This window comes from Pseudomonas salomonii (assembly GCF_900107155.1).
In the GTDB taxonomy this organism is placed as follows: domain Bacteria; phylum Pseudomonadota; class Gammaproteobacteria; order Pseudomonadales; family Pseudomonadaceae; genus Aquipseudomonas; species Aquipseudomonas salomonii.
On the sequence record NZ_FNOX01000001.1, the window covers coordinates 546,754 to 568,008 of the forward strand.

At 61.7% G+C, this 21,255-nt stretch carries 17 protein-coding genes; 13 read left to right on the forward strand and 4 right to left on the reverse strand.

The features are described 5' to 3' along the window. Nucleotides 1-12: 12 nt before the first annotated feature. The 7 genes from BLV67_RS02665 (at nt 13) to BLV67_RS02695 (ending at nt 8,065) form a co-directional block, all read left to right on the forward strand. The gene (locus BLV67_RS02665) at nt 13-1,353 is read left to right on the forward strand and encodes an MFS transporter (protein ID WP_069786160.1); all 1,341 of its coding nucleotides are present in this window, start codon (nt 13-15) and stop codon (nt 1,351-1,353) included. 10 nt (nt 1,354-1,363) lie between these two features. Next, nucleotides 1,364-2,125 (forward strand): SDR family NAD(P)-dependent oxidoreductase, encoded by a 762-nt coding sequence (locus BLV67_RS02670; RefSeq protein ID WP_069786161.1) that lies wholly within the window; start codon nt 1,364-1,366, stop codon nt 2,123-2,125. A 137-nt stretch (nt 2,126-2,262) separates the two neighbouring features. Next, nucleotides 2,263-3,012 carry an SDR family NAD(P)-dependent oxidoreductase gene (locus BLV67_RS02675; protein WP_065912691.1) on the forward strand — a complete coding sequence of 250 codons (750 nt, stop codon included), beginning with the start codon at nt 2,263-2,265 and terminating at the stop codon, nt 3,010-3,012. Between the two features lie 13 nt (nt 3,013-3,025). Next, nucleotides 3,026-3,322, forward strand: a complete 297-nt coding sequence (locus BLV67_RS02680; RefSeq protein ID WP_065912692.1) for a hypothetical protein — start codon at nt 3,026-3,028, stop codon at nt 3,320-3,322. Further along, entirely contained in the window at nt 3,319-4,293 is a 975-nt protein-coding gene (locus BLV67_RS02685; protein ID WP_069786162.1) for a CobW family GTP-binding protein, read from the forward strand. Before BLV67_RS02680 ends, BLV67_RS02685 begins: the two co-directional genes overlap by 4 nt. Beyond that, nucleotides 4,290-5,465, forward strand: a complete 1,176-nt coding sequence (locus BLV67_RS02690; RefSeq protein WP_056858869.1) for an ABC transporter substrate-binding protein — start codon at nt 4,290-4,292, stop codon at nt 5,463-5,465. Before BLV67_RS02685 ends, BLV67_RS02690 begins: the two co-directional genes overlap by 4 nt. Nucleotides 5,466-5,728: 263 nt before the next feature. Beyond that, nucleotides 5,729-8,065 (forward strand): putative bifunctional diguanylate cyclase/phosphodiesterase, encoded by a 2,337-nt coding sequence (locus BLV67_RS02695; protein WP_069786163.1) that lies wholly within the window; start codon nt 5,729-5,731, stop codon nt 8,063-8,065. Nucleotides 8,066-8,236: 171 nt separating this feature from the next. On the opposite strand, the gene BLV67_RS02700 is transcribed toward BLV67_RS02695, so the two are convergent. Beyond that, nucleotides 8,237-10,654 carry a glucose/quinate/shikimate family membrane-bound PQQ-dependent dehydrogenase gene (locus BLV67_RS02700; protein ID WP_069786164.1) on the reverse strand — a complete coding sequence of 806 codons (2,418 nt, stop codon included), beginning with the start codon at nt 10,652-10,654 and terminating at the stop codon, nt 8,237-8,239. A gap of 470 nt (nt 10,655-11,124) precedes the next feature. Then, nucleotides 11,125-13,143, reverse strand: a complete 2,019-nt coding sequence (locus tag BLV67_RS02705) for a TonB-dependent receptor (protein WP_065912701.1) — start codon at nt 13,141-13,143, stop codon at nt 11,125-11,127. Between the two features lie 203 nt (nt 13,144-13,346). Between BLV67_RS02705 and BLV67_RS02710 the strand changes: the two genes are divergently transcribed. Continuing rightward, nucleotides 13,347-13,580 (forward strand): VF530 family protein, encoded by a 234-nt coding sequence (locus BLV67_RS02710; protein WP_010212838.1) that lies wholly within the window; start codon nt 13,347-13,349, stop codon nt 13,578-13,580. A 4-nt stretch (nt 13,581-13,584) separates the two neighbouring features. Beyond that, complete coding sequence (locus BLV67_RS02715) at nt 13,585-14,208, forward strand: Pr6Pr family membrane protein (RefSeq protein WP_069786165.1); 624 nt, start codon at nt 13,585-13,587, stop codon at nt 14,206-14,208. 57 nt (nt 14,209-14,265) lie between these two features. Here the strand turns inward: BLV67_RS02715 and BLV67_RS02720 are convergent, their stop codons facing one another. Beyond that, complete coding sequence (locus tag BLV67_RS02720; protein WP_065912703.1) at nt 14,266-15,033, reverse strand: siderophore-interacting protein; 768 nt, start codon at nt 15,031-15,033, stop codon at nt 14,266-14,268. Then, nucleotides 15,030-15,539 (reverse strand): PadR family transcriptional regulator, encoded by a 510-nt coding sequence (locus BLV67_RS02725; RefSeq protein ID WP_065912706.1) that lies wholly within the window; start codon nt 15,537-15,539, stop codon nt 15,030-15,032. Before BLV67_RS02725 ends, BLV67_RS02720 begins: the two co-directional genes overlap by 4 nt. Nucleotides 15,540-16,037: 498 nt before the next feature. Here BLV67_RS02725 and BLV67_RS02730 point away from each other — a divergent pair, with 498 nt between their 5' ends. The 4 genes from BLV67_RS02730 (at nt 16,038) to BLV67_RS02745 (ending at nt 21,253) form a co-directional block, all read left to right on the forward strand. Beyond that, the gene (locus BLV67_RS02730; RefSeq protein ID WP_065912708.1) at nt 16,038-16,535 is read left to right on the forward strand and encodes a CS1 type fimbrial major subunit; all 498 of its coding nucleotides are present in this window, start codon (nt 16,038-16,040) and stop codon (nt 16,533-16,535) included. 115 nt (nt 16,536-16,650) lie between these two features. Further along, entirely contained in the window at nt 16,651-19,173 is a 2,523-nt protein-coding gene (locus BLV67_RS02735; RefSeq protein ID WP_065928870.1) for a TcfC E-set like domain-containing protein, read from the forward strand. A gap of 18 nt (nt 19,174-19,191) precedes the next feature. Next, nucleotides 19,192-20,436, forward strand: coding sequence for a hypothetical protein (locus BLV67_RS02740; protein WP_065928871.1), 1,245 nt, complete (start codon nt 19,192-19,194; stop codon nt 20,434-20,436). 58 nt (nt 20,437-20,494) lie between these two features. Then, entirely contained in the window at nt 20,495-21,253 is a 759-nt protein-coding gene (locus tag BLV67_RS02745) for a pilus assembly protein (RefSeq protein ID WP_069786166.1), read from the forward strand. The last annotated feature ends 2 nt before the right edge of the window (nt 21,254-21,255 follow it).

The window sequence follows — 21,255 nt, forward strand, 5'->3', positions numbered from 1 at the left end:
CGAGGCGCGATTATGTCCATCTATAACAAGCTTGACCTGACTGGCTGGAAACCCCGGCAACTGACGTCCCAGGAGGTGCGTTTTGCCACCTGGATCGCGTTTTTCGCCTGGGTGTTTGCGGTGTATGACTTCATCCTGTTCGGCACCTTGCTGCCGGAGATCGGCCGGCACTTTGGCTGGGGTGAAGTGGAGCAAGCTGAAATTGCAACGTGGGTGGCGGTGGGCACGGCGGTGGTCGCCTTTGCGATTGGCCCGGTTGTGGACAAGTTGGGCCGGCGCAAAGGCATTATTTTTACCGTGGCCGGTTCCGCACTGTGCTCGGCGCTCACCGCGATTGGCGGTGCGTGGGGCAAGTCGCCGCTGATTCTGATTCGTTCGCTGGGCGGCCTGGGCTATGCCGAGGAAACCGTCAACGCCACCTACCTGAGCGAGTTGTACGGCGCTTCCGAAGACCCGCGACTGACCAAGCGCCGTGGGTTTATCTACAGCCTGGTGCAGGGCGGCTGGCCGGTGGGTGCGTTGATCGCGGCCGGGTTGACCGCGCTGTTGCTGCCGATTATCGGCTGGCAGGGTTGCTTCATCTTTGCAGCGATCCCGGCCATCGTGATCGCGATCATGGCGCGCAAACTCAAGGAGAGCCCCCAGTTCCAGATCCACCAGCGCATCAGCGAGCTGCGTAAAAGCGGCGCGGTAAAAGAAGCGCAAAACGTCGCCGTGACCTACGGCGTCGACTACGACGAACACAGCAAGGCTGGCCTTAAAGCCGCCTTCCGTGGCCCGGCCCGGCGCGCCACGCTGGTGATCGGCGCCGCGCTGTTGCTGAACTGGGCAGCGATCCAGGTGTTCAGCGTGCTCGGCACCTCGGTGATCGTCAGCGTGCACCATATTTCGTTCGAGAACTCGCTGATCATCCTCGTGCTGTCGAACCTGGTGGGTTACTGCGGCTACCTGACCCACGGCTGGATGGGCGACAAGATCGGCCGCCGCAATGTTATCGGCCTGGGCTGGATGCTCGGCGGCCTGGCATTTGCCGGGATGCTGTTTGGCCCAAGCAATATGCCGATGGTGGTGGGGCTGTACAGCCTGGGCCTGTTCTTCCTGATCGGGCCGTACTCGGCGGCGTTGTTCTTTATCAGCGAGAGTTTCCCGACCAGCATCCGTGCCACCGGCGGCGCGATCATCCATGCCATGGGCCCGATTGGTGCAGTGGTCGCAGGGTTTGGCGCCACCCAGGTGTTGTCCGCCGGCAGTGATTGGCAGACCGCCGCGCTGTGGTTCGGCGCGCTGCCGTGCTTCTTGTCCGGTGCGCTGATGTTTGCCGCACGCCATGTGCGCCCGGAAACCGTTCAGTAAGGAGTGTCAGATGAGCCGTAAAGTTGCCTTGATTACCGGTGCCGCCAGCGGCATCGGCCAAGCCCTCGCCGTGGCGTATGCGCGCAGCGGCGTGGCGGTGGTCGGCGGGTATTTCCCGGCCGATCCCCATGACCCGAATACCACCGTGGCCCTGGTAAAAGAAGCCCGCGGTGAATGCCTGATGTTGCCGCTGGACGTGGGCAATAGCGCCTCGGTAGACGCCCTGGCCGAGGCCGCCGTGCAGCACTTCGGCCGTCTCGATTACGCCGTGGCCAACGCCGGCTTGCTGCGCCGTGCGCCATTGCTGGAGATGACCGATGAACTGTGGGACGAGATGCTCAATGTCGACCTGACGGGGGTGATGCGCACCTTTCGCGCGGCAAGCCGGCACATGAAAGAGGGCGGCGCGCTGGTGGCGATTTCATCGATTGCCGGCGGTGTGTATGGCTGGCAGGAGCACAGCCATTACGCGGCGGCAAAAGCCGGCGTGCCGGGGTTGTGCCGTTCGCTGGCGGTGGAGTTGGCGGCGCTGGGGATTCGTTGCAATGCGGTGATTCCGGGGTTGATCGAGACGCCGCAGTCGTTGGATGCGAAGAACTCTTTGGGGCCTGAAGGCCTGGCCAAGGCCGCGCGGGCGATTCCGTTGGGGCGGGTAGGGCGGGCGGATGAGGTGGCGTCGCTGGTGCAGTTTTTGACCAGTGAGGCGTCGAGTTATTTGACTGGCCAAAGCATCGTTATCGACGGTGGTTTAACCGTGCGCTGGCCCGACTGACTGGATACGATTTAAAAATGTGGGAGCGGGCTTGCTCGCGAATGCGCCGTGTCAGTCGATGCATTTGTTACTGACCCACCGTATTCGCGAGCAAGCCCGCTCCCACATTGGAACTGTGTTTGTCCAAGGAGACTTGTATGTCCCAACTCATTAACCGTCGCGCCGTAATCACTGGCGCCGGCAGCGGCATCGGTGCCGCCATCGCCCGTGCCTACGCCGCCGAGGGCGCACGCTTGCTGCTGGCTGACCGTAACGCCGCCAGCCTCGCCGAAACCGCGATCACCTGCCGTAACCTTGGCGCCGAGGTGGTCGAGTGCCTGGCCGATGTGGGCAGCGTCGAAGGCGCCCAGGCCAGTGTCGACCGCTGCGTCGAGCACTTCGGCGGTATCGACATTCTGGTCAACAATGCCGGCATGCTCACCCAGGCACGCTGCGTCGACCTCTCCATCGAAATGTGGAACGACATGCTGCGCGTCGACCTCACCAGTGTGTTTGTCGCCAGTCAGCGCGCCCTGCCGCACATGGTCGCGCAGCGCTGGGGCCGCATCATTAATGTGGCCTCGCAACTGGGCATCAAGGGCGGCGCCGAGTTGACCCACTATGCCGCGGCCAAGGCCGGAGTGATCGGTTTCACCAAATCCCTGGCGCTGGAAGTGGCCAAGGACAACGTGCTGGTCAACGCCATCGCACCCGGCCCGATCGAGACGCCGTTGGTGGGCGGCATCAGCCAAGACTGGAAGCGCGCCAAAGCCGCCGAGTTGCCCCTGGGCCGCTTCGGCCTGGCCGATGAGGTGGCGCCGACCGCCGTGCTGCTGGCCAGTGAGCCGGGCGGCAACCTGTTTGTCGGCCAGACCCTTGGCCCGAACTCCGGCGATGTCATGCCATGAGTGAGGTGTAAGCATGTGCGGACTCTGCGGCTTGCTCGGTGAAGACCTGCACTGGAGCGACCCCTTGGGCGATGAATTGCCCAGACGCCGCGAGCGCCTGCGCCGCATTGCGGCGATCAATCAGGTGCTGGCGGTGTTCCGGCTCAAGGTCGAAGACTTCCAGGGCGCGTCCTATTTGTTGTTGGGCGCTACCGGCAAGCAGGCTTTGGCGAGTGGCCTGGATCAACTCTGGCAGGCGGCGGAGAGGATGCTCGGGCGCCCGTTGGACCCGCTTGACCCGCGTGTACTCGATCATCTGGAGTCGTCATGAGCATTGCCCTTAATGTCATCACCGGCTTCCTCGGCAGTGGCAAAACCACGCTGCTCAAGCGTTTGCTGCAAGGCGAAAGCCTCGGTGATACCGCGCTGTTGATCAATGAATTCGGCGATATCGGCATCGACCATCTGTTGGTGGAAGAGGTCGCGCCAGACACCGTGCTGCTGCCCAGCGGCTGCGTGTGCTGCTCGATTCGCGGCGAGTTGAAAGACGCGCTGCTCGGCCTGTTGCAACGCCGTGAGCGCGGCGAGATCCCGGCGTTCAAACGCGTGATCCTGGAAACCACCGGGCTGGCCGACCCGGCGCCGATCCTCGCGACATTAAACAACGACGTGCAACTGCGTGGGCGTTTTCACATTGGCCTGGTGATCACCTTGGTCGATGCCAGTCACGCCGAACTGCAGGAGCGCCTGCACCCTGAGTGGTTGGCCCAGGTGGCGGCGGCGGATCGTTTGCTGCTGAGCAAAACCGACCTGGCCGGTGATTGCACCGCGCTCCGTGCGCATTTGCAGGCGCTGAATGCCGGTACGCCGATCCTCGACACCCAGGCGGTTCACAGCGGCGACCAACTGTTGCTCGGCGAAGGTTTGCGCAGCGCCGAACCCGCGGCTGAAGTCAGCCGCTGGCAGCTGCATCGCACCCCCACGGCGAGCCACGGTGCTGCCCAGGTATGCTGCCTGACGTTCGAGCAGCCGCTGGATTGGGTGGGCTTCGGGGTGTGGTTGTCGATGCTGTTAAGATGCCACGGCGAACGAATTCTTCGCGTCAAAGGACTGCTCAACGTGAACGCCAGCTCGGCCCCTATCGTCATTCATGGCGTGCAGCATTGCCTGCATGCTCCGGTGCATTTGCCTGCATGGCCTGGCACCGATCGCCAGTCACGCCTGGTGTTTATCCTGCGTGGCCTCGACCCGGCGCTGTTGCGACGCTCGTTTGAGGTGTTCTCACGGCGGTTTGCGGCATGATCACATTGCGTGTCCTTGGTACGTCCGTGACCTTGCTGGAATGCCTGCGCGTGCGCGCCGAACAGGAGCTGGGTATCCGCCTGGTGTACCAGGTACACGATGTAGCGCAGGCCCAGCGCATTGCGGTGATGCAACCCGAGAGTTACGACCTGTACGACCAGTGGTTCCACAACGTCGACTTCGTGTGGCCGGCGCGGGCGATCCAGCCCATCGACACACGGCGTATTGCGTTGTGGCATGAGATCAACGACCTGCCCAAGCGCGGCCGGCTGTCGGCCAGCGACCGCCTGGGCAGCGGCAGCGTGCCCAGTGAGCGCCTGTTCGTGCAGCACGACGGCAGCCTCGGCAGCACAGTGACCGAGCGCATCAGCATGCTGCCGCTGACCCACAATGCCGACAGTTTTGCCTACCGTCCCGAGCGTTTGCCCGACGGCTTCAGCCACGGCAATGAAAGCTGGGGCTGGCTGCTCGACCCGGCCTGGCGCGCGCGTACCGCGTTGCAAAGTGACGCGGCGATTGGCGCGCTGGATGCGGCGCTGGCCGTGCAGGGCGCGGGGCTGGCGCGGTTCAAGGACATCGGCAACATGAGCATCGAAGAGATCGATGTGCTGGCCGACATCCTGGTGCGCAAGCAGAAGGAAGGGCACTTCGCCGCGTTCTGGTCCGATGATGAAGAAGCCGCGCAGTTGATGCTCAGCCCGAGCATCGATATCCAGAGCCTGTGGTCGCCGACCTTGATGCGCCTGCACCGTGCGGGTGTGAAGTACCGCTTGGCGGTGCCGCGTGAAGGCTATCGCGCCTGGTTTGGCGGCTTGTCGTTGTCGCGTCATGCCCAGGGCCCGGTGCTGGATGCGGCGTATGCCTATCTCAATTGGTGGTTGTCCGGCTGGCCGGGCGCGATGATGGCCCGCCAGGGTTACTACATCGGCAACCCGGCGCGCACCCGCGACCATTTGAGCAGTGCCGAGTGGGATTACTGGTACGCCGGCCTGCCGGCCCGCGAGGAGTTGCTTGGCAGTGACGGGTTGCCGTTGATCGACATCGGTGAGGTGCGTGATGGCGGCTCCTACGAGCAACGCATGGGGCATATCGCGGTGTGGAACTCGGTGATGGATGAGCACAACTACCTGGTGCGCCGCTGGGGCGACTTTATGCGCGCCCGCAGCGTTTAAGCCGGATCGTTCCCACGCTCCGCGTGGGAATGCAGCCTCGGACGCTCCGCGTCCCACGCTTGACGCGCCTGTTCCGCCAATAAAATGGCGTTAAAGTCCCCGTCCCAATTGGGTGTACTTATCCCAAGTCCCAGCTAATCTGCTTAAAACAACTATTCAATTTAAATGGATGTTTTTTTGACGTCAGATCAGCTTCGCCAGGGATGCGTATGACCAAGGGACCCAGCGGCACAGAGAGGCGAACGCAGCCGCAGGGGTCGGCCATGCGGTGGCGACACACGTTCCAGACCCGTATCGCCGGGGTGCTGGCGCTGTTGTTGCTGGTGGTGGTGGCGGCCACTTACTTTGCGGTCAAGGTTGCCACCACCCACGCCGTGGAAAACCAGGCCCAGGTTCAGCTCAGCACGGGCATCCAAGTCTTTGAACGCCTGTTGGACCTGCGCGGGCGCCGCCTGCAATACGGGTTGGACTGGCTGACCGTGGACGGTCCTTTCAAACAAGCGGTGATCGACGCCAAGGCCGATTCGATTCTGGCGGCGTTGCGCCGGCATGGCACCGGGATCCACTCCACCGAGGTGTTTGTGCTTGGCCTGGATGGCAAGGTGATGGTCAGCACCTTGCCGGTGTTGGTGCAGGGCGCGGTGTTTCCTTATGCACAGGCCCTGCGTCATGCGCGGCGCAGTGGCCAGCAAATGCTCATCGTCGCCATGGACGGCCAGCCCTATTTACTGGTGCAGGACGAAGTGCTCGACCCGCAGCCTATCGCCCGTGTGGTCATGGGCTTGCCCATGGACAAGCTGTTCGCCAATGAACTGCGCTCCATGAGCAACCTTGAAGTGTCGTTCCTCAGTGAGCAGGACGGCCGCGTCGGCCAGTTGTTCAGCACTCAGCCTGAGGCCTATCAAGACACGGTCATCAGCCTGATGCGCGACAGCCACCCCAACCCTGAAGCGCAGATCAATGAGTTCCACGGGCAGCGTGTACTGAGCCAGGTGCTGCCGCTGGCCAACACCGGCGATGGCGATCAAGTGCGCGTGTTGCTGCAAAGCCCGCTGGACCATGCGCTGGAATCCTTTGCGCCGCTGGACCGGCAGTTCCTCGGCATCGCCCTGGCGGTGCTGCTGGTGTCGCTGGTGGCCGCATTGATTTTGGCGCGACGTGTGTCGCGCCCGCTCACTGCCCTGGTGGAAGCCGCTGAACGCATTGGTGCCGGTGACTACCGCACGCCGGTGCGGGTGCGCAGCCACGATGAATTCGGCTTGCTGGCCCGCGCCTTCAACGCCATGCAAAGCGGCATCGCTGTGCGCGAACGGCAATTGGCGCATAACGCCCTGCATGATCCGCTCACCGGCTTGCCCAACCGCGCCCTGGCCATGGAGCGCCTGGGCAGTGCGATCAGTGCGCGGCGGCCGGTGGTGTTGCTGTACCTGGGGATCGAAAACTACCGGGTGATCAACGAAGGGTTCGGCCCTCAGGGCGTCGAAGCGATGCTGCGTGAGGCCAGCCGCTGCCTGTCCATGAGCCTGTTGGCCAGCGACACCGCGGCGCGCATCGCCGGCAGTGAGTTTTTGCTGTTGCTGGAAAACACCGAAATCGACCGCGCCGTCGCCCGAGCCGATCGGCTTTACGGGCTGCTCACTGAGCCACAGCGCATCGGCAATGACGAGGTGCGCCATGAAGTCAGCATCGGCATTGCCGCGTACCCCGCCGACGGCCAGCAGGTCGAAGAGTTGATCAGCCGTGCGGCCATTGCCCGGCATGATGCGGCGAGCCTGCCGGGGCATTTGCAGATCTACCAGCAAGACCGCGACCTTGCACACCAGCGCCAGATCACCCTGATCCGCGACCTGCGCCGGGCGGTGGTCGAGGGCGAATTGTTCCTGTGTTACCAGCCCAAGCTCGACCTCAAACACGGCCATGTGCGCCAGGCTGAAGCCTTGTTGCGCTGGCAGCACCCGACCCTGGGGCAGGTGTCGCCCACCGAATTTATCCCACTGGCCGAGCGCACCGGCAGCATGGGCAGCCTGACCTTGTGGGCAATCGAGGAAGCCATCCGGCAAATGGCCGAGTGGTCGCAGCGCGGTTTGCCCATTCAGCTGTCGGTGAATATTTCGGTGGACGACCTGGCCGATGATGACTTGGCCGTTCGCGTCACGGCCTTGTTGATGCAATACGACGTGGCGGCTGAGCAGTTGATCTTCGAGATCACCGAAAGCGCGATCATGCATAACCCGCAACAGGCCCTCAGTGTGCTGGAACAACTGCGTGGCTGCGGCATCAGCCTGTCGGTGGATGACTTCGGCACCGGCTATTCATCGCTGGCGCAATTGCAGCGTTTGCCGGTGCAGGAATTGAAGATCGACCAGTCGTTTATCCGCAACCTCGACAGCGCCAGTGGCGACGGCGTGATCGTGCGTTCGACCATCGAAATGAGCCACAACCTGGGGCTCAGGGTGGTGGCTGAAGGGGTGGAATTCGAGCCCAGTCTGAAGTTGCTCAGGCAGTGGAAGTGCGACACGGCGCAGGGGTACCTGATCAGTCGGCCGTTGAATGCCATGGCGTTTGAGAGGTGGATGCGCCGCGAGCGGGTGGTGCTATGAGGCATTCCTGTGGGAGCTGGCTTGCCTGCGATAGCGGTGTATCAGTCACCTGATGCACTAACTCAAAGACCGCATTCGCAGGCAAGCCAGCTCCCACATTGGAGCCTTACAGGGCACAAAAAAAGCGGCTACCCGTGAAGGTAGCCGCCTTTGTTTTACCGCCGGTTCAGCTTAATCCGGCAGTTTGAACGCCATCACATAGTCACCCTGCTTGGTGCCCAGCGAGCCGTGACCGCCGGCCATGACCAGCACGTACTGCTTGCCGTCCTTGCCGGTGTAGGTCATCGGTGTGGTCTGCGCGCCTGCTGGCAGGCGGCCTTCCCACAGTTGCTTGCCGTTTTTAACGTCATAGGCACGCAGGTACTGGTCGAGGGTGCCGCTGAGGAACGCGACGCCACCGGCGGTGGTGAACGTACCGCCCAGGCTAGGCACGCCCATGGTCAGCGGGATCGGAACCGGCGAGCTGTCGCGCACGGTGCCGTTCTTGTGCATCCAGAGGGTCTGATGATTGGTCAGATCGACCGCCGCCACATAACCCCATGCCGGTGCCTGGCACGGCAGGCCCAAAGGCGACAGCAGTGCTTCGAGGATTACGCCGTACGGCGCGCCTTTGTTCGGCTGCACGCCTTCGGTTTCGCTGACGCGCGGGCCTTGCTTGGCAATCTCGGCGGCCGGGATCAGTTTCGATTTGAACGCCATGTAGCTCGGGTTCACGAAAGCAATCTGACGCACCGGATCAACCGAGATACCGCCCCAGTCGAACACGCCGAAGTTGCCCGGGTAAACGATCGAGCCTTGCAGCGATGGCGGGGTGAATGGGCCGTCGTAGCGCATGGATTTGAAATCGATACGGCACAGCATCTGGTCAAACGGCGTTACGCCCCACATGTCGCGTTCTTTCAACGGCGGCGGCATGAAGTTGAGGTCGGACTTCGGCTGGGTCGGCGAGGTGTGATCACCGGCCACTGCGCCTTGCGGTACAGGGATTTCGTTGATCGGCACCACCGGCTTGCCGTTGCTGCGGTCCAGCACGTAGATGCTGCCTTGCTTGGTCGAGGCCATGACTGCTTGCTTGACGCCGTCAGCGGTCTTGATGTCGATCAGCGAAGGCTGGCCGCCCACGTCCATGTCCCACAGGTCATGGTGAGTGAACTGGAAGGTCCACTTCACGTGGCCGGTGTCGATGTCCAGAGCGGTCAGGCCGGCGCTGTATTTTTCCGAATCTTCGGTACGGTCGCCGCCGTATTGGTCAGGCATCTGGTTGCCCATCGGCAGGTAGAGCATGCCGAGTTTTTCATCGACGCTGAACATGGACCACATGTTCGGCGAGTTGCGGGTGTAAGTCTTGCCCTCGGCCAACGGGGTGGTGTCGTCCGGGTTGCCGCTGTCCCAGTTCCACACCAGTTTGCCGGTGTGCACGTCGAACGCACGGATCACGCCGCTAGGCTCGTCGGTGGAGACGTTGTCGGTCACGTGACCGCCGATCACGACCAGGTTCTTGGTCACGGCCGGTGGCGAAGTGGAGTAGTAACCGCCGGGGGCGAAGCTGCCGATGTTGGCACGCAGGTCGACCTGGCCTTTGTCACCGAAGTCTTCGCACATCTTGCCGGTGTCGGCGTTCAGGGCGATCAGACGGGTGTCGGCAGTCGGTACGAAAATGCGTTTCGGGCAGACGGCGCTGACAGGGGCAGTGCTGGCGCTGCCGGTTGGGCTTTGTTCGGAAGCGTAGACGGCGTCATCGTGATACGACACGCCACGGCAGGTCATGTGCGCCCAACCTTTGAAGTTCGCGGCACCCTGGCTGCTGATCTTCGGGTCGAAACGCCAGATTTCCTTGCCGGTGTCCGGGTCCAGGGCAATCACCTGGCTGTGCGGCGTGCACACATAGAGCATGCCGTTGACTTTCAGCGGGGTGTTTTCTGCGGTGGTTTCACCGGGATCGCCTGGGCCTGGGATGTCACCGGTACGGAAGGTCCACGCCGGCACCAGCTTGTGGGCGTTTTCCGGGGTGATCTGCGCCAGTGGCGAGTAACGATCACCGAAGGCCGAGCGGCCATAGGAATTCCAGTCGCCATCGGCCTGTGTCGGTGCAGCGCTGGCCATGCCTGGCGCGGCGTCGCGCTCCAGTTGGCCGGTCTTGACCATCTCACCGGGGTTGGTGAACTGGCTGGCCAGGGCGGCAGCGCCCGCCAGCACCACGGCTACGCTCAGCGCGCCCGTGCCCAGCGGCGCGGGTTGACCACGCAGCAACGGACGGCGAAACCACGGCAGCAGCATGACGATGCCCAAGGCGAACAGCAGGGCCAGGCGCGGCACCAATTGCCACCAATCCAGGCCGACTTCCCACAGTGCCCACACGGTACTGGCAAACAGCACCAGCGCGTACAGGCCCAGTGCTGCGCGGCGGGTAGCCAGCAGCAGAAGGCCGGTCAGCGCGATGCCGATACCGGCCAGCAGGTAGTACAGCGACCCGCCGAGCATGCTCAGCTTGACGCCGCCAGCCAGCAAGGCCAGCCCCATGATCAGCAGCAAGACGCCTAGCAGCCTGGGCAGCAGGCGGCTTGGGCTTGAGGCACCATCAGTGCTCATAGTGTGTTTCTCCGTTACGTTGGAATTATGTAACCCCGTGCTTCACTGTAGATGACGATTCGGCGCGGGCTTGGTTCAGCGTTAATTTGAGTTTTTCTGGGGATAAGTCGGTTATCCACAGGCGGGCGATTGAATCCCACGCGCGGGTCGGTTTAAGACAGCGCTGTCTTTAAGGCGGGGGAAATTCGACAAGATGGGATCGACCGCAGGCGTGAAACGTTTCAGTTTGTTGCGGCAAGGATAAAGCGCCTTCTCGTTTTGAGAAAGCGTAATTAGAGAGATGCATCATTTCAGATCTGGTAACAGTGACAGAACGTCGCTGCAGGAATGCCTGTAAAGCCAAGCTTGTGTGGGAGCTGGCTTGCCTGCGATAGCATCACCGCAGTACCACTGGAAAACCGCGGTGCTGCTATCGCGGGCAAGCCCGGCTCCCACAGGAGCCGGTTGCCACAGGGGATTTGCGCTGCTGTTTAGAAGGTGGTGCGCACGCCGAATTGCACGCTTCTGCCCGGTGCCGGGGCGATATCGCGCAGGATCGAACTGGCATAACGCACGGTCTGGTTGGTGAGGTTTTCGCCATTGACGAATGCCAGCCACTGGCTGCCGCCCACATTGAAGTGGTAACCGGCGCTGGCGCCCAAGGTGGTGTAGCCGTCGGTGCCGCTTTCGTTATCCGGCACACGCCCTTGGCCCGCCGCGTGTTCCACGTCGATCCGCGCCTGCCAGCGGTCCAGCTCCCACAGCAAGCCGCTGTTCAAGCGCAGCGGCGCAATACGCGGCAAGGCTTCGCCAGTGTCCAGGTTGGTGGCGCGGGTGTAATCGCCCGACAGCTCCAGGGCGAACTTGCCGTAGGCGCCTTCGCCGAGTTTCCAGTGATCCTGGGCTTCAAAGCCGGCGAAACGTGCACGCACGCCGGAGTATTTGTATTGCGGGATACCGCCCGCGTCTTCTTCACCTTCATCGTTCAGCGTGCGGCCTGTGCCCAGCAAGCCGATGTAGTTGGAGAAGCGGCTATAGAACACGCCGAAACTGCCCTTGTGCGTGCCATTGTCAAAGCGCAGTGCCAGGTCGCTGGACACGGCTTTTTCTTTCTTGAGGTTGGCATCACCCAACTCGTAAGTGCCGGTGGCGACATGGGCACCGTTGGCATACAGCTCGTAGAAGGTTGGCGCGCGCTCGGTGTAGCCCAGTGTCGCGGCCAGCGACCACACCGGCGTGAGGCTGTACACCGCGCCGGACGACAGGCTGCCGGCGGTAAAGTCAGTGGATTTATCGGCACCGGCAAAGCGCGCATTGCCCTTGGCGTTCGGGTCGACATTAGTGTGTTCCACGCGCCCGCCCAGGCTGAGCTTGAGGCGTTCGGTGGCCTGCATCTCTTCGAGGATAAACAGCGCGCCGGCGTTGGTGTCGGTCTGCGGCACAAAGGCTTCTTCGCCCAGGGCCGAGAACTCGTTGCGGGTCACTTGGGCGCCGACCACGCCATCGAACGGGCCGAGCGGCTGGTGGCGCGCTTCGACGCGGGCTTCATAGCCCTTGTTCTTGAAGGTCGTGCCGGTTTCGCCGCCTTCGATTTCACGGTGCTCGTAATCGGTGTAGCCCGCGTCGAGTTTCACCGAGGTAAACGGGCCTTGCAGGTTGCGGATCTCGGACGCAAAGGCGTAGTGATCCTGCTTCATGCGGATGCGTACGTCTTGTTCAGCGGGTGAGCCGTAGTTGCTGTCGTAGTTGCTGTAAGACAGCCCGGCATAACCGTCGTCCCAGGTGTAGGAACCGCCGACCGCGCCGCCATCCTGGCGCCCGTCGCTGTTGCCCAGCCGGCCATTTTTGCCGGGGCCGTCTTCGGTCTCGGGGGCATGGCGGCTGCGGGCCTGGCCGGGGATTTTGAGGTCGTTGAATTCCCGCGCATTTGCGTCCAGGTGCAAGGCGAAGGTGCCGTTGCCGGCTTCCAGTTTGCCCGCGCTGCTGCGGGTGGTGTCGGCGCCGCCGTAACGCAGTTCACCGGCGCCGTGGATGCCTTCGATGGCTTCGGTGGGAATGCGGTTGTCGAAGGTGTTGACCACGCCGCCGATGGCGCTGCCGCCGTACAACAGCGCCGCCGGGCCACGTACGATTTCGATGCGGTCGACGTTGATCGGGTCCAGTGGCACGGCGTGGTCATAGGACAGCGACGAGGCATCCAGCGCGCCCACGCCGTTGCGCAGCACGCGAATACGGTCGCCATCCTGGCCACGAATGATCGGGCGGCTGGCGCCTGGGCCGAAGTACGACGACGACACGCCAGGCTGCTTGTTCAGGGTTTCGCCGAGGCTGCCTTTTTGTTGCAGGGTCAGGTCGTCGCCCTCGAGCACCGTGGTGGGCGAGGCGAGTTGTGCGCCGCCCAGGGGGTTGCCGGTAATGACTTGGGGTTGCAGTTCCAGGGCGTGGGCTTCGGAGCCGATCAACAGGGCGGCGGCAAGCGGGGTCAAGCGCCACAGAGAGGAGAGGGACATCAAACATTCCTTGGTAAAGGCACAGAAAAGAGAAGGCTTAAAACGGTATCGGCTTTGATAAGTATCGTTACAATATAACATCTCTTTTTTGCCTGAAAAGGGGAACTTTTTCCCAGGGGCTATATTCAATGCAGTGCTTCCACCGCTACGCCCTGTCGGCTAAGGTGCGCGGCTGTGTTTCCTCATTTTGCAAAAGGCCTGGCATGACCGCGACAAGCAACGACCCACTTCACGGCGTGACCCTGCAGCACGTGCTCACCACGTTGGTGGAGCACTACGAATGGAGCGGTCTGGCCGAACGCATCGATGTGCGCTGTTTCAAGAGCGACCCCAGCATCAAGTCGAGCCTGACCTTCCTGCGCAAAACACCGTGGGCGCGGGAGAAGGTCGAAGGCTTGTACGTCAAGCTGATGCGTACCAAACGTCCGCTGGATTGAGGCCATGAAGCGGTACGTGGCCACGGCGGCGCTGGCCGGCTGGACAGGGCTGGCGATTCAGCAATACCTGATTTTCTATTCACGCTGGGAGGCCGGCGCGAGCCTGTTGGGCGGGCTGATCAACTTTTTCAGTTTCTTCACGGTGCTGACCAACACCCTGGTGGTCGTGGTGCTGAGCTATGCGCTGGTCAATCGCGAGTCGGCGGCACAGCGCTTCTTCCTGGCACCCGCTGTCACTGGCGGTATTGCCGCGAGCATCGTGGTCGTGAGCCTGGCCTACAACCTGTTGCTGCGGCATTTGTGGAGCCCCACCGGCTTTCAATTTATCGCCGACGAATTGCTGCACGACGTGATGCCGGTGCTGTTTGTGATCTATTGGTGGCGCTGTGTGCCCAAGGGCACGTTGCGCTTGAAACACATTGGCGGTTGGGTGATTTACCCACTGGTGTACTTCGGCTATGTGCTGCTGCGCGGGCATTTGCTGGGGCAGTATCAGTACCCGTTCATCGATGTGGACAGCCTCGGTTATCCACAGGTGTTTGTGAATGCCGGGGGGATTTTGGCGGGGTTTGTTGGGATTGCGTTGGCGGTGGTGGGGTTGGACAAAGTTCTTAAACGGGCAGCGTAAAAATGTGGGAGCTGGCTTGCCAGCTCCCACATTGGATCTTCAGTGGGCTTGAGGGCATTACTCTTCTTCGCTGCCCTCGGCACGCCAGTAACCCACGGCCTTGAGGAACTCCTCATTGACCTGGTGCGTGTCCAGCAACACGCGGCGCACCTGGCGCGACAGCTTGGTTTCCGTCGCGACAAAGCTGAACAGTGAACCGCCCGGCAGGCTCAGGCTGCGCACAGTCTCAAGCAGGTCGTCCTGGCCGCGCACCACCCAAATCACCTCTACATCGGCGGCGCTGTTCAGTGGCTGCTGTTCGGCGCTATTGGCGATTTCAATCACCGCCAACACCTTGCGCCCGGCCGGTAATTCTTCCAGGCGACGGGCGATGGCCGGGATCGCGGTTTCATCACCGATCAGCAAGTAGCTGTCGAAGATGTCCGGCACGATCATCGAGCCACGCGGCCCACCGATGTACAGGTGCTGGCCGACCTGCACCTGATCGGCCCAGGTCGAGGCAGGGCCATCACCGTGCAGCACGAAGTCGATATCCAGTTCGCCAATGCTCAGGTCGTAGCGCCGTGGCGTGTAGTCGCGCATGGCCGGTTGCGGGCCGTCGCCCTTGATGTTGAACGTCGGGCTTTCCAGCGCGGCCTGCTCGGCGGCGTTTTGCGGGAACAGCAGCTTGATGTGGTCGTCACTGCCCAGGCTGATAAAACCTGCCAGTTCCGGCCCGCCCAAGGTGACGCGACGCATGCGTGGGGTGATGTCGACCACCCGCAGTACTTCGAGGCGGCGGCGTTTGATTTCGTGGGTAACGCGATGGATAGCTTGAGTATTCATTGGTCTTTCCCGTCGGCGATGGCTTGGGCGGTGCCGTTGAGCAGCGCCGCGACACGAACGATTTCTTCCGGGCTCCAGCGCCCGTGGTGCGAATGCAAGGCGTGGCGCAGGTTATGCACCGCTTCGTGGATTTCCGGTGGGCGGTCATGGCCACGCAGCGAGCGCTTGCTGACATCAATGCGCATGCGCACGCCTTCCAGGGCAACGGCTTGCTCGCTTAAGAAGAGACGACCGGCGTCGGTGATTGTGTAGCGTTTTTTTCCACTCTCGGCGTCGCCGCTGATCAACTCGCTTTCTTCCAGAAAGGTCAGCGTGGGGTAGATCACACCGGGGCTGGGGCTGTAGGCGCCGTCGAACAGGCTTTCGATCTGGCGGATCAGGTCATAGCCATGGCAGGGCTGTTCGGCGATCAAGGCCGGTAGCAGCAGCTTCAGGTCGCCAGGGGCAAATACCCGAGGGCCGCGGCCACCGCGTTTTTCAAATTCGCTGCGATGCTCGTGTCGCATTTTTCTATCCTCTTTCACATTTAGATATAACTTAAGATATATCTTATGGCGGCGAAAGCACGCGGCGACCAACGGTCGCCCCTGGTCCGTGTGTGAAGAGGTGGCTGCCCAAAATCGGATAGGTTGTATAGACGATTCATAAGTTTAGAGTTATAACTTTAATTAGGTTAACTACTCGGTTTTGCCGTGTACGCCTTAATTTTCCGGCAGTATAACTTCGTGTAGCCTGATTCTTACGGCCCATTCCATAGTTGGATTTTTAATCACGTAGTCCTTCTCCTACGGTAACTTTTAAAGTTTTGGCAAAATGCCATCTTTTTCCCGCGACCCCTGTTTCCTGTGGCTACGAAGCTAGGCGAAGAAGCCTGCATACCGGTTGTTTAGTTAAGTTGATCATTGTTTGGCGTTGTTGGCTCAACCCGCTTACTGCGCTCTATTCGTTGTCGAGTATTTGCTCGGCAATGAATCAATCAATGTTGCTAACTACAGGTAAATGCCATGTTCAAGAAGTTTGCTGTTGCCGTTCCCCTGGCTGTTCTGGCGCTGTCTTCCTCGGTTGCAGCTTTTGCTGCCGGGGAAGCCAGCCATACCGTCAACCTCAAGGCAAACATCCCGACCACCGTGTTCCACGCCCAGCCGCGTGACCCGAACTGGGGCCGTGACGAAACCATGAGCTACAACCTGGTCAGCGGTGAGCTGGCGCCCCTGAGTGCCATCTACGACATCAAGAACACCAACGGCTCGGTCCACGCCTACATCGAAGGCGGCCCGGCCGTACTGTTCAACGGTGATGCTGCGCAGAACATCCCGCTGACCACCACCCTCAATGGCGTGACGCTCACCGGCGCACCGCAGGAAGTGGTCAACGAGGCCGACTCCACCCCAGGTATCGGCGCCGTGATGCGCATCAGCGCGGCCAAGCCTTCGGCGACCCAGCGTGGTTCCTACACCGCCGTAATGCCGGTGGTATTCGACGCAGTATTGCCAACGCTTTGATGCCAAAAAATACCCGATAACCCCGGGCGTTTGTTTTCAGGTCGGCTGATTTCCCTCCTCGGTCTGCCGGCCTGGTTTTCCTTCCCCGTTTTTTGGCATTCAGAGTGTTCCGTTCATGTTCCCGATGACGCCTATCGCGGCTGCGCTTGCGCTGTCGATGTGTACGAGTGCCCTGGCTGCGCCTGCCTTTTCCGGCGCTTCCACCCCCGGCAGCCTGATTACCCAGGCGCAAGGGCTGCCTGCTGGGTTTACCGATCACTTTTTCGACGTGCCGTTGGCGGTGCGCGTGGACCTTGACCAGCAATTGCTGGGCGAGGCGCTGATTGTTTTGTCTCGCGATGATCGTGTCACCTTGCTTGAATTTACCGACACCGCTGACAGTAAAGTCCCTGCCGCCACCCGAGACACCTGGCAAGCGCTGCTGGAAAAAGGCGTGGCGTTGGGCGCTTGCACCCAGTCCTGCCCCGAAAAAATGCTCTCGGCCCACTACAACCTGGAAAGCTCCCAGCTGTCGATCCTCACGCAAGACGTTGAACTGAGCAGTGGCATCCCGCGTTTTTATGAGCAGCCTGAAGGTGGCAGCCTTGGGTTGATCATCAACAACCAGCTCAACCTCAACGGCGGCCAGGCGGACAGCCTCGGCGGACGTTATGGCTTGCAAGCCAGCTCCAGCCTGGGCAATTGGAGCCAGGTGTTCAACCTGCAGCTGGCGCGCCAGAGCGGCGATGACGAGCCCATGCGCCATGCGATCCACGAGCTGTACACCCAGCGTGAACTCGAAGGGCAGTTTTTCCGCCTGGGCCACTTCACCCCCAATTCCGATGGCCTGACCCGCCAGTTGCGCAGCTTCGGCGCCAGCCCCGACACCGCGTTGGGCCTGATGTATGGCAGCTCCGACAGCCTGGCCATCAATAACGCCAAGCCCAGCGTGTACCCGATCTATGTCACCGCCAACCGCCAGGCAGCGGTGGAGATTTACCGCAACGGCCTGTTGATCAATACCCAGGCGGTTTCCGCCGGCCTGCAAACCCTCGACACCCGGCCCTTGCCCGGCGGTATTTATGAAGTAGAAGTGCGCCTGGTGGAAGACGGCCTCACCACCAGCACCACCCAGGAGCTGGTCTACAAACCCAGCAACTGGCGCAACGCCGAAGACCGCTGGCGCTATAACGTGTTCGCCGGGCGCGAAACCCGGTTGTTCAGTAACTGGGACGAACAAGCCTCCGGCGCGATGACCGCCGGTGCGTCGCTCAACTACCTGGTGCACCCTCGGGTGATTCTCGGCCTGTCGGCCCGTCAGGTCCGCGAACAACTCCAATATGGCGGCTCGGCGGACTGGACGGTGGCCAACAACACCAGCGTGTACGCCAACCTCTACCAGACCCAGGAACACGGGACCGGCATGGACCTGCAAGGGCTGTATACCTTGGGGGCGACCAACCTGGTGTTCAGCCATAACCGCAGCTGGCTGGATACCCGCGACACCTACGAGACCCTGCCTGACGGCACACGCCTGCGGCGTAACACCTTCGTCGGCGAGGCCAGCAACACGGCGTTGTCGGTCAACCACCGGCTGGATGCGAAAAACACCCTGAACATGCGCTTGTCCCACAGTGAAGGCAATGTGGAGGGTACCGGCATCGACCTGGGTTGGAGCCGTCACGACAACCTGTTCGGCAGTGACGCCAACTGGCGCTTCTCGGTGTTCGACCGGCCTGGCAGCGCCGGTACCAACGACGCCCGCAACCGCGGCGTAGACGTGAGCGTCAGCGTCAACCTGGGCACCGAAGGCCGACAGATCTCCGGCAGCATCGGCACCCGTACTGCCCGGGATGGCGGGCGCGACAACAACGCTTCGGTGACTTTGCGTCAGGACCTCACCGATCATTTGCTGCAAAGCGTCTCGGCCACGGCGATCACTGACACCTATGGCGTCGGCCTGTCGGGCATGGCCAACTTCAACACGGACGCAGTCAGCGGTGACGGCTTCGTGCAACGCAGCTCGTTCAATGGCGACCTGAGCGGCGGCTTGAACCTCAACAGCACCTTCGTTGCCGGCGCCGGCCAGATGCTGCTGAGCAGCCAATATCAGGGCAACGGTGCGGGCATGATCATCGACGTGGAAACCGACCTCGACGAAATCGCCCTGCGCGCCGATGACCTCGGCGGCGGCGGAGCGCTCCTGCGGCCGGGGCGCAACTACGTGCCGGTCTCTGCTTACAAGAGCAGCAGCGTGAGCTTCGACTTCGAAGGCAATCACCCGCCTGCGGCGAGTATTCAACCGGCCCGCGCCAGTTATCACCTGAACAAGGGCGGCGTCGACTACCAAAAAATCACCGTGATGAAAACCGTCAGTGTGCTCGGCCGCTTGCTGGACGAACACGGCGCGCCGCTTAGGGGCCATCACGTGATCAACCACGCCAGCCGCGGGGTCAGCGAAGTGGACGGGTTCTTCTCGATGGAAATGAGCGCCAGCTCACCGACGTTGCAAGTGCGCTACCAGAACCAGTTGCTCTGCCAGTTCCGTCTGGACCCGGCCAATGCGCCAAGCGAAAGCGATGTGCTGATGATCGGCGATTTGCGCTGCACCAAGGACACGCTCGCAGAAGCGGCCCACACCCCCCAAACCGCTGGTTGATGGCATGGACAGGATTGTATGACCTTGATTAACGCAACTGTAAAAGGCTTGGGGCTGTGTGCATTGGCACTGGCGCTGGGCGGCATGAGCCTGTCGGCGCACGCCTTCGTCGAGGAGATCACGGCAGTGTTTCGCCCCGACCCTACAAACCCGATGAGCAACAAGTTCAAGAACACTACGCCGCAAAGTGGCTTGTGCCCGTGGCATGTGCCGGCCAAGTGCGAAGCGCTGAATATCTTCAGTATTCGTAACAACAACTTCCAGGCCGCGTCGAACGGGCCGGTCCCGGCGAACCCCGATAACCCGCGCCAGGGCGCTTATTTCAAGATGCCTTCGAGCTGGCGAGATGTGCCCGTGACCCACACAGAAACCGGGGAACAGGCGACAGTCCAGATGCGTATCGCGGGTATCGGCGCCAATTGGCAGGTGGCCTACCCACCGGGCGTTTCGGCCTGGGGCAAGCCGGGGCAGGACTGGGCAACACCCTGGAGGAACGGAGCACCACCGTGTCAGCCGATCAACTACCTCGCGGCGGGGAACACGTTTGCCCTGTTTTTCTGGATCGTGCCCGAAAACGCCGGGGCGTGCAGTGTGACGGCGGGTATGCACATACCCTTCATGAAATACCACCACCTGGAATATGGCTACGAGCTCAAAACCCCCAACCCGCTGACCATGACGGCCGGCGAGTACCGAGGCACCCTGAGTTACACCATGGGGCCGGGGGCTGACTTCGATTTCGGCGACATCATGATCCCCGATGACAACATCGCCACCTTCAACTTCACCTTGCAAGTCGAACACATCCTCACGGTGACCCTTCCACCCGGCGGCAACCGTGTTGAGCTATTGCCCGAAGGCGGCTGGCAGGCCTGGCTCAATCGTGGGCGCCAGCCTTCACGTTTGTTCCGCGACCAGACCTTCAATATCTTCGCCAGCGGGCGTTTCAAGATGAAGCTCGAATGTGGTTTGGCGATTGGCAACACCTGCGGCTTGCGCAATGGCGCGGGGGATGAAGTGCCGTTGCAGGTGGCCGTCAGCCTGCCCTTTGGTTTGAACGACCAATACGGCCAGGCGGTAAACAAGTTGCCTCTGCGGCTGGACGGCTCGGGTACCGAGCTGTTCCAGGCCCAGCACTACGTGAACAACCGCCCCGGCACCCTGCATTTTGAGGTCGAGCGAGAGGATGTGAAAAGCATGCTCGAGCAGCCGGGCAGCACTTATTCGGGCCTGGTCACGGTGATCTGGGATTCGGAAGTCTAGGTGGCATCCGCCGCTCATGAACAGTGGGCGACGTTCAATTATCAAGGCGTAATCAAACATGAAACATGCAGTGTTATCGATGGGGCTGTGGCTGGTGTCGTTGGCGGTTTATGCGGGGCCGGCAATCAATGTCGGCGTGGTCTACGACTACCTCGAAGGCGATCGCAGTTCCTACCTCAAGCGCGTGTACAACGGCGGCACCAGCACCGCCTTCATCAAGGTCAACGTGTTGGAGATCGTCTACAACGCTGACGGCACCTCCAGGGAAGTGCCCGTTGCGTCGATGACCGACGCCAAAGGCAGCACCACCAACCGCGACGGCCTGATGGCCAGCCCCGCACGCCTGATCGTGCCGGCCGGCGGGCGCCAGGGCACGCGCTTGCTGTATATGGGCCAGCGCGACCGCGAGCGCTATTTCCGCGTGCGTTTCATTCCGGTGGTGCCGGAAAAGGAAGATGACTTTGCCGTTACCAATCAAGAACGTGCCGAGTACAAAGACGCCCTGGCGGCCGGGGTCAACGTCATGGCCGGCTACGGCACGGTGTTTTTCGTGCGCCCGCAAGACACCCGCTTCGACACGCAGATCAACGAGACCGCCAGCCAATACACCCTGCGCAATGCGGGCAACAGCGTGGTGGTGCTTGATGAGTTCCGCGACTGTGCAGTGGCGAAAAAAACCGACTGTGAAGCCACCACCAAGCACCACATCCTGCCCGGTCGCCAACTGGTGTTCGAGAAAAAGCCCGAGCGCCAATTCAGCTTCCAGATGATCGAGGGCCGTAGCAAAAAACCGATGACGGTCAACAGTAACGGGTGATG

Bases quoted from the DNA above. Each gene is read 5' to 3' on its own strand.
- BLV67_RS02710 (WP_010212838.1), top strand. From the start codon at position 13,347: ATGACCGCGACAAGCAACGACCCACTTCACGGCGTGACCCTGCAGCAC.
- BLV67_RS02685 (WP_069786162.1), top strand. From the start codon at position 3,319: ATGAGCATTGCCCTTAATGTCATCACCGGCTTCCTCGGCAGTGGCAAA.
- BLV67_RS02690 (WP_056858869.1), top strand. From the start codon at position 4,290: ATGATCACATTGCGTGTCCTTGGTACGTCCGTGACCTTGCTGGAATGC.
- BLV67_RS02740 (WP_065928871.1), top strand. From the start codon at position 19,192: ATGACCTTGATTAACGCAACTGTAAAAGGCTTGGGGCTGTGTGCATTG.
- BLV67_RS02695 (WP_069786163.1), top strand. From the start codon at position 5,729: ATGCGGTGGCGACACACGTTCCAGACCCGTATCGCCGGGGTGCTGGCG.
- BLV67_RS02735 (WP_065928870.1), top strand. From the start codon at position 16,651: ATGTTCCCGATGACGCCTATCGCGGCTGCGCTTGCGCTGTCGATGTGT.
- BLV67_RS02745 (WP_069786166.1), top strand. From the start codon at position 20,495: ATGAAACATGCAGTGTTATCGATGGGGCTGTGGCTGGTGTCGTTGGCG.
- BLV67_RS02720 (WP_065912703.1), bottom strand. From the start codon at position 15,033: ATGAATACTCAAGCTATCCATCGCGTTACCCACGAAATCAAACGCCGC.
- BLV67_RS02700 (WP_069786164.1), bottom strand. From the start codon at position 10,654: ATGAGCACTGATGGTGCCTCAAGCCCAAGCCGCCTGCTGCCCAGGCTG.
- BLV67_RS02680 (WP_065912692.1), top strand. From the start codon at position 3,026: ATGTGCGGACTCTGCGGCTTGCTCGGTGAAGACCTGCACTGGAGCGAC.
- BLV67_RS02730 (WP_065912708.1), top strand. From the start codon at position 16,038: ATGTTCAAGAAGTTTGCTGTTGCCGTTCCCCTGGCTGTTCTGGCGCTG.
- BLV67_RS02670 (WP_069786161.1), top strand. From the start codon at position 1,364: ATGAGCCGTAAAGTTGCCTTGATTACCGGTGCCGCCAGCGGCATCGGC.
- BLV67_RS02705 (WP_065912701.1), bottom strand. From the start codon at position 13,143: ATGTCCCTCTCCTCTCTGTGGCGCTTGACCCCGCTTGCCGCCGCCCTG.
- BLV67_RS02725 (WP_065912706.1), bottom strand. From the start codon at position 15,539: ATGCGACACGAGCATCGCAGCGAATTTGAAAAACGCGGTGGCCGCGGC.
- BLV67_RS02665 (WP_069786160.1), top strand. From the start codon at position 13: ATGTCCATCTATAACAAGCTTGACCTGACTGGCTGGAAACCCCGGCAA.
- BLV67_RS02675 (WP_065912691.1), top strand. From the start codon at position 2,263: ATGTCCCAACTCATTAACCGTCGCGCCGTAATCACTGGCGCCGGCAGC.
- BLV67_RS02715 (WP_069786165.1), top strand. From the start codon at position 13,585: ATGAAGCGGTACGTGGCCACGGCGGCGCTGGCCGGCTGGACAGGGCTG.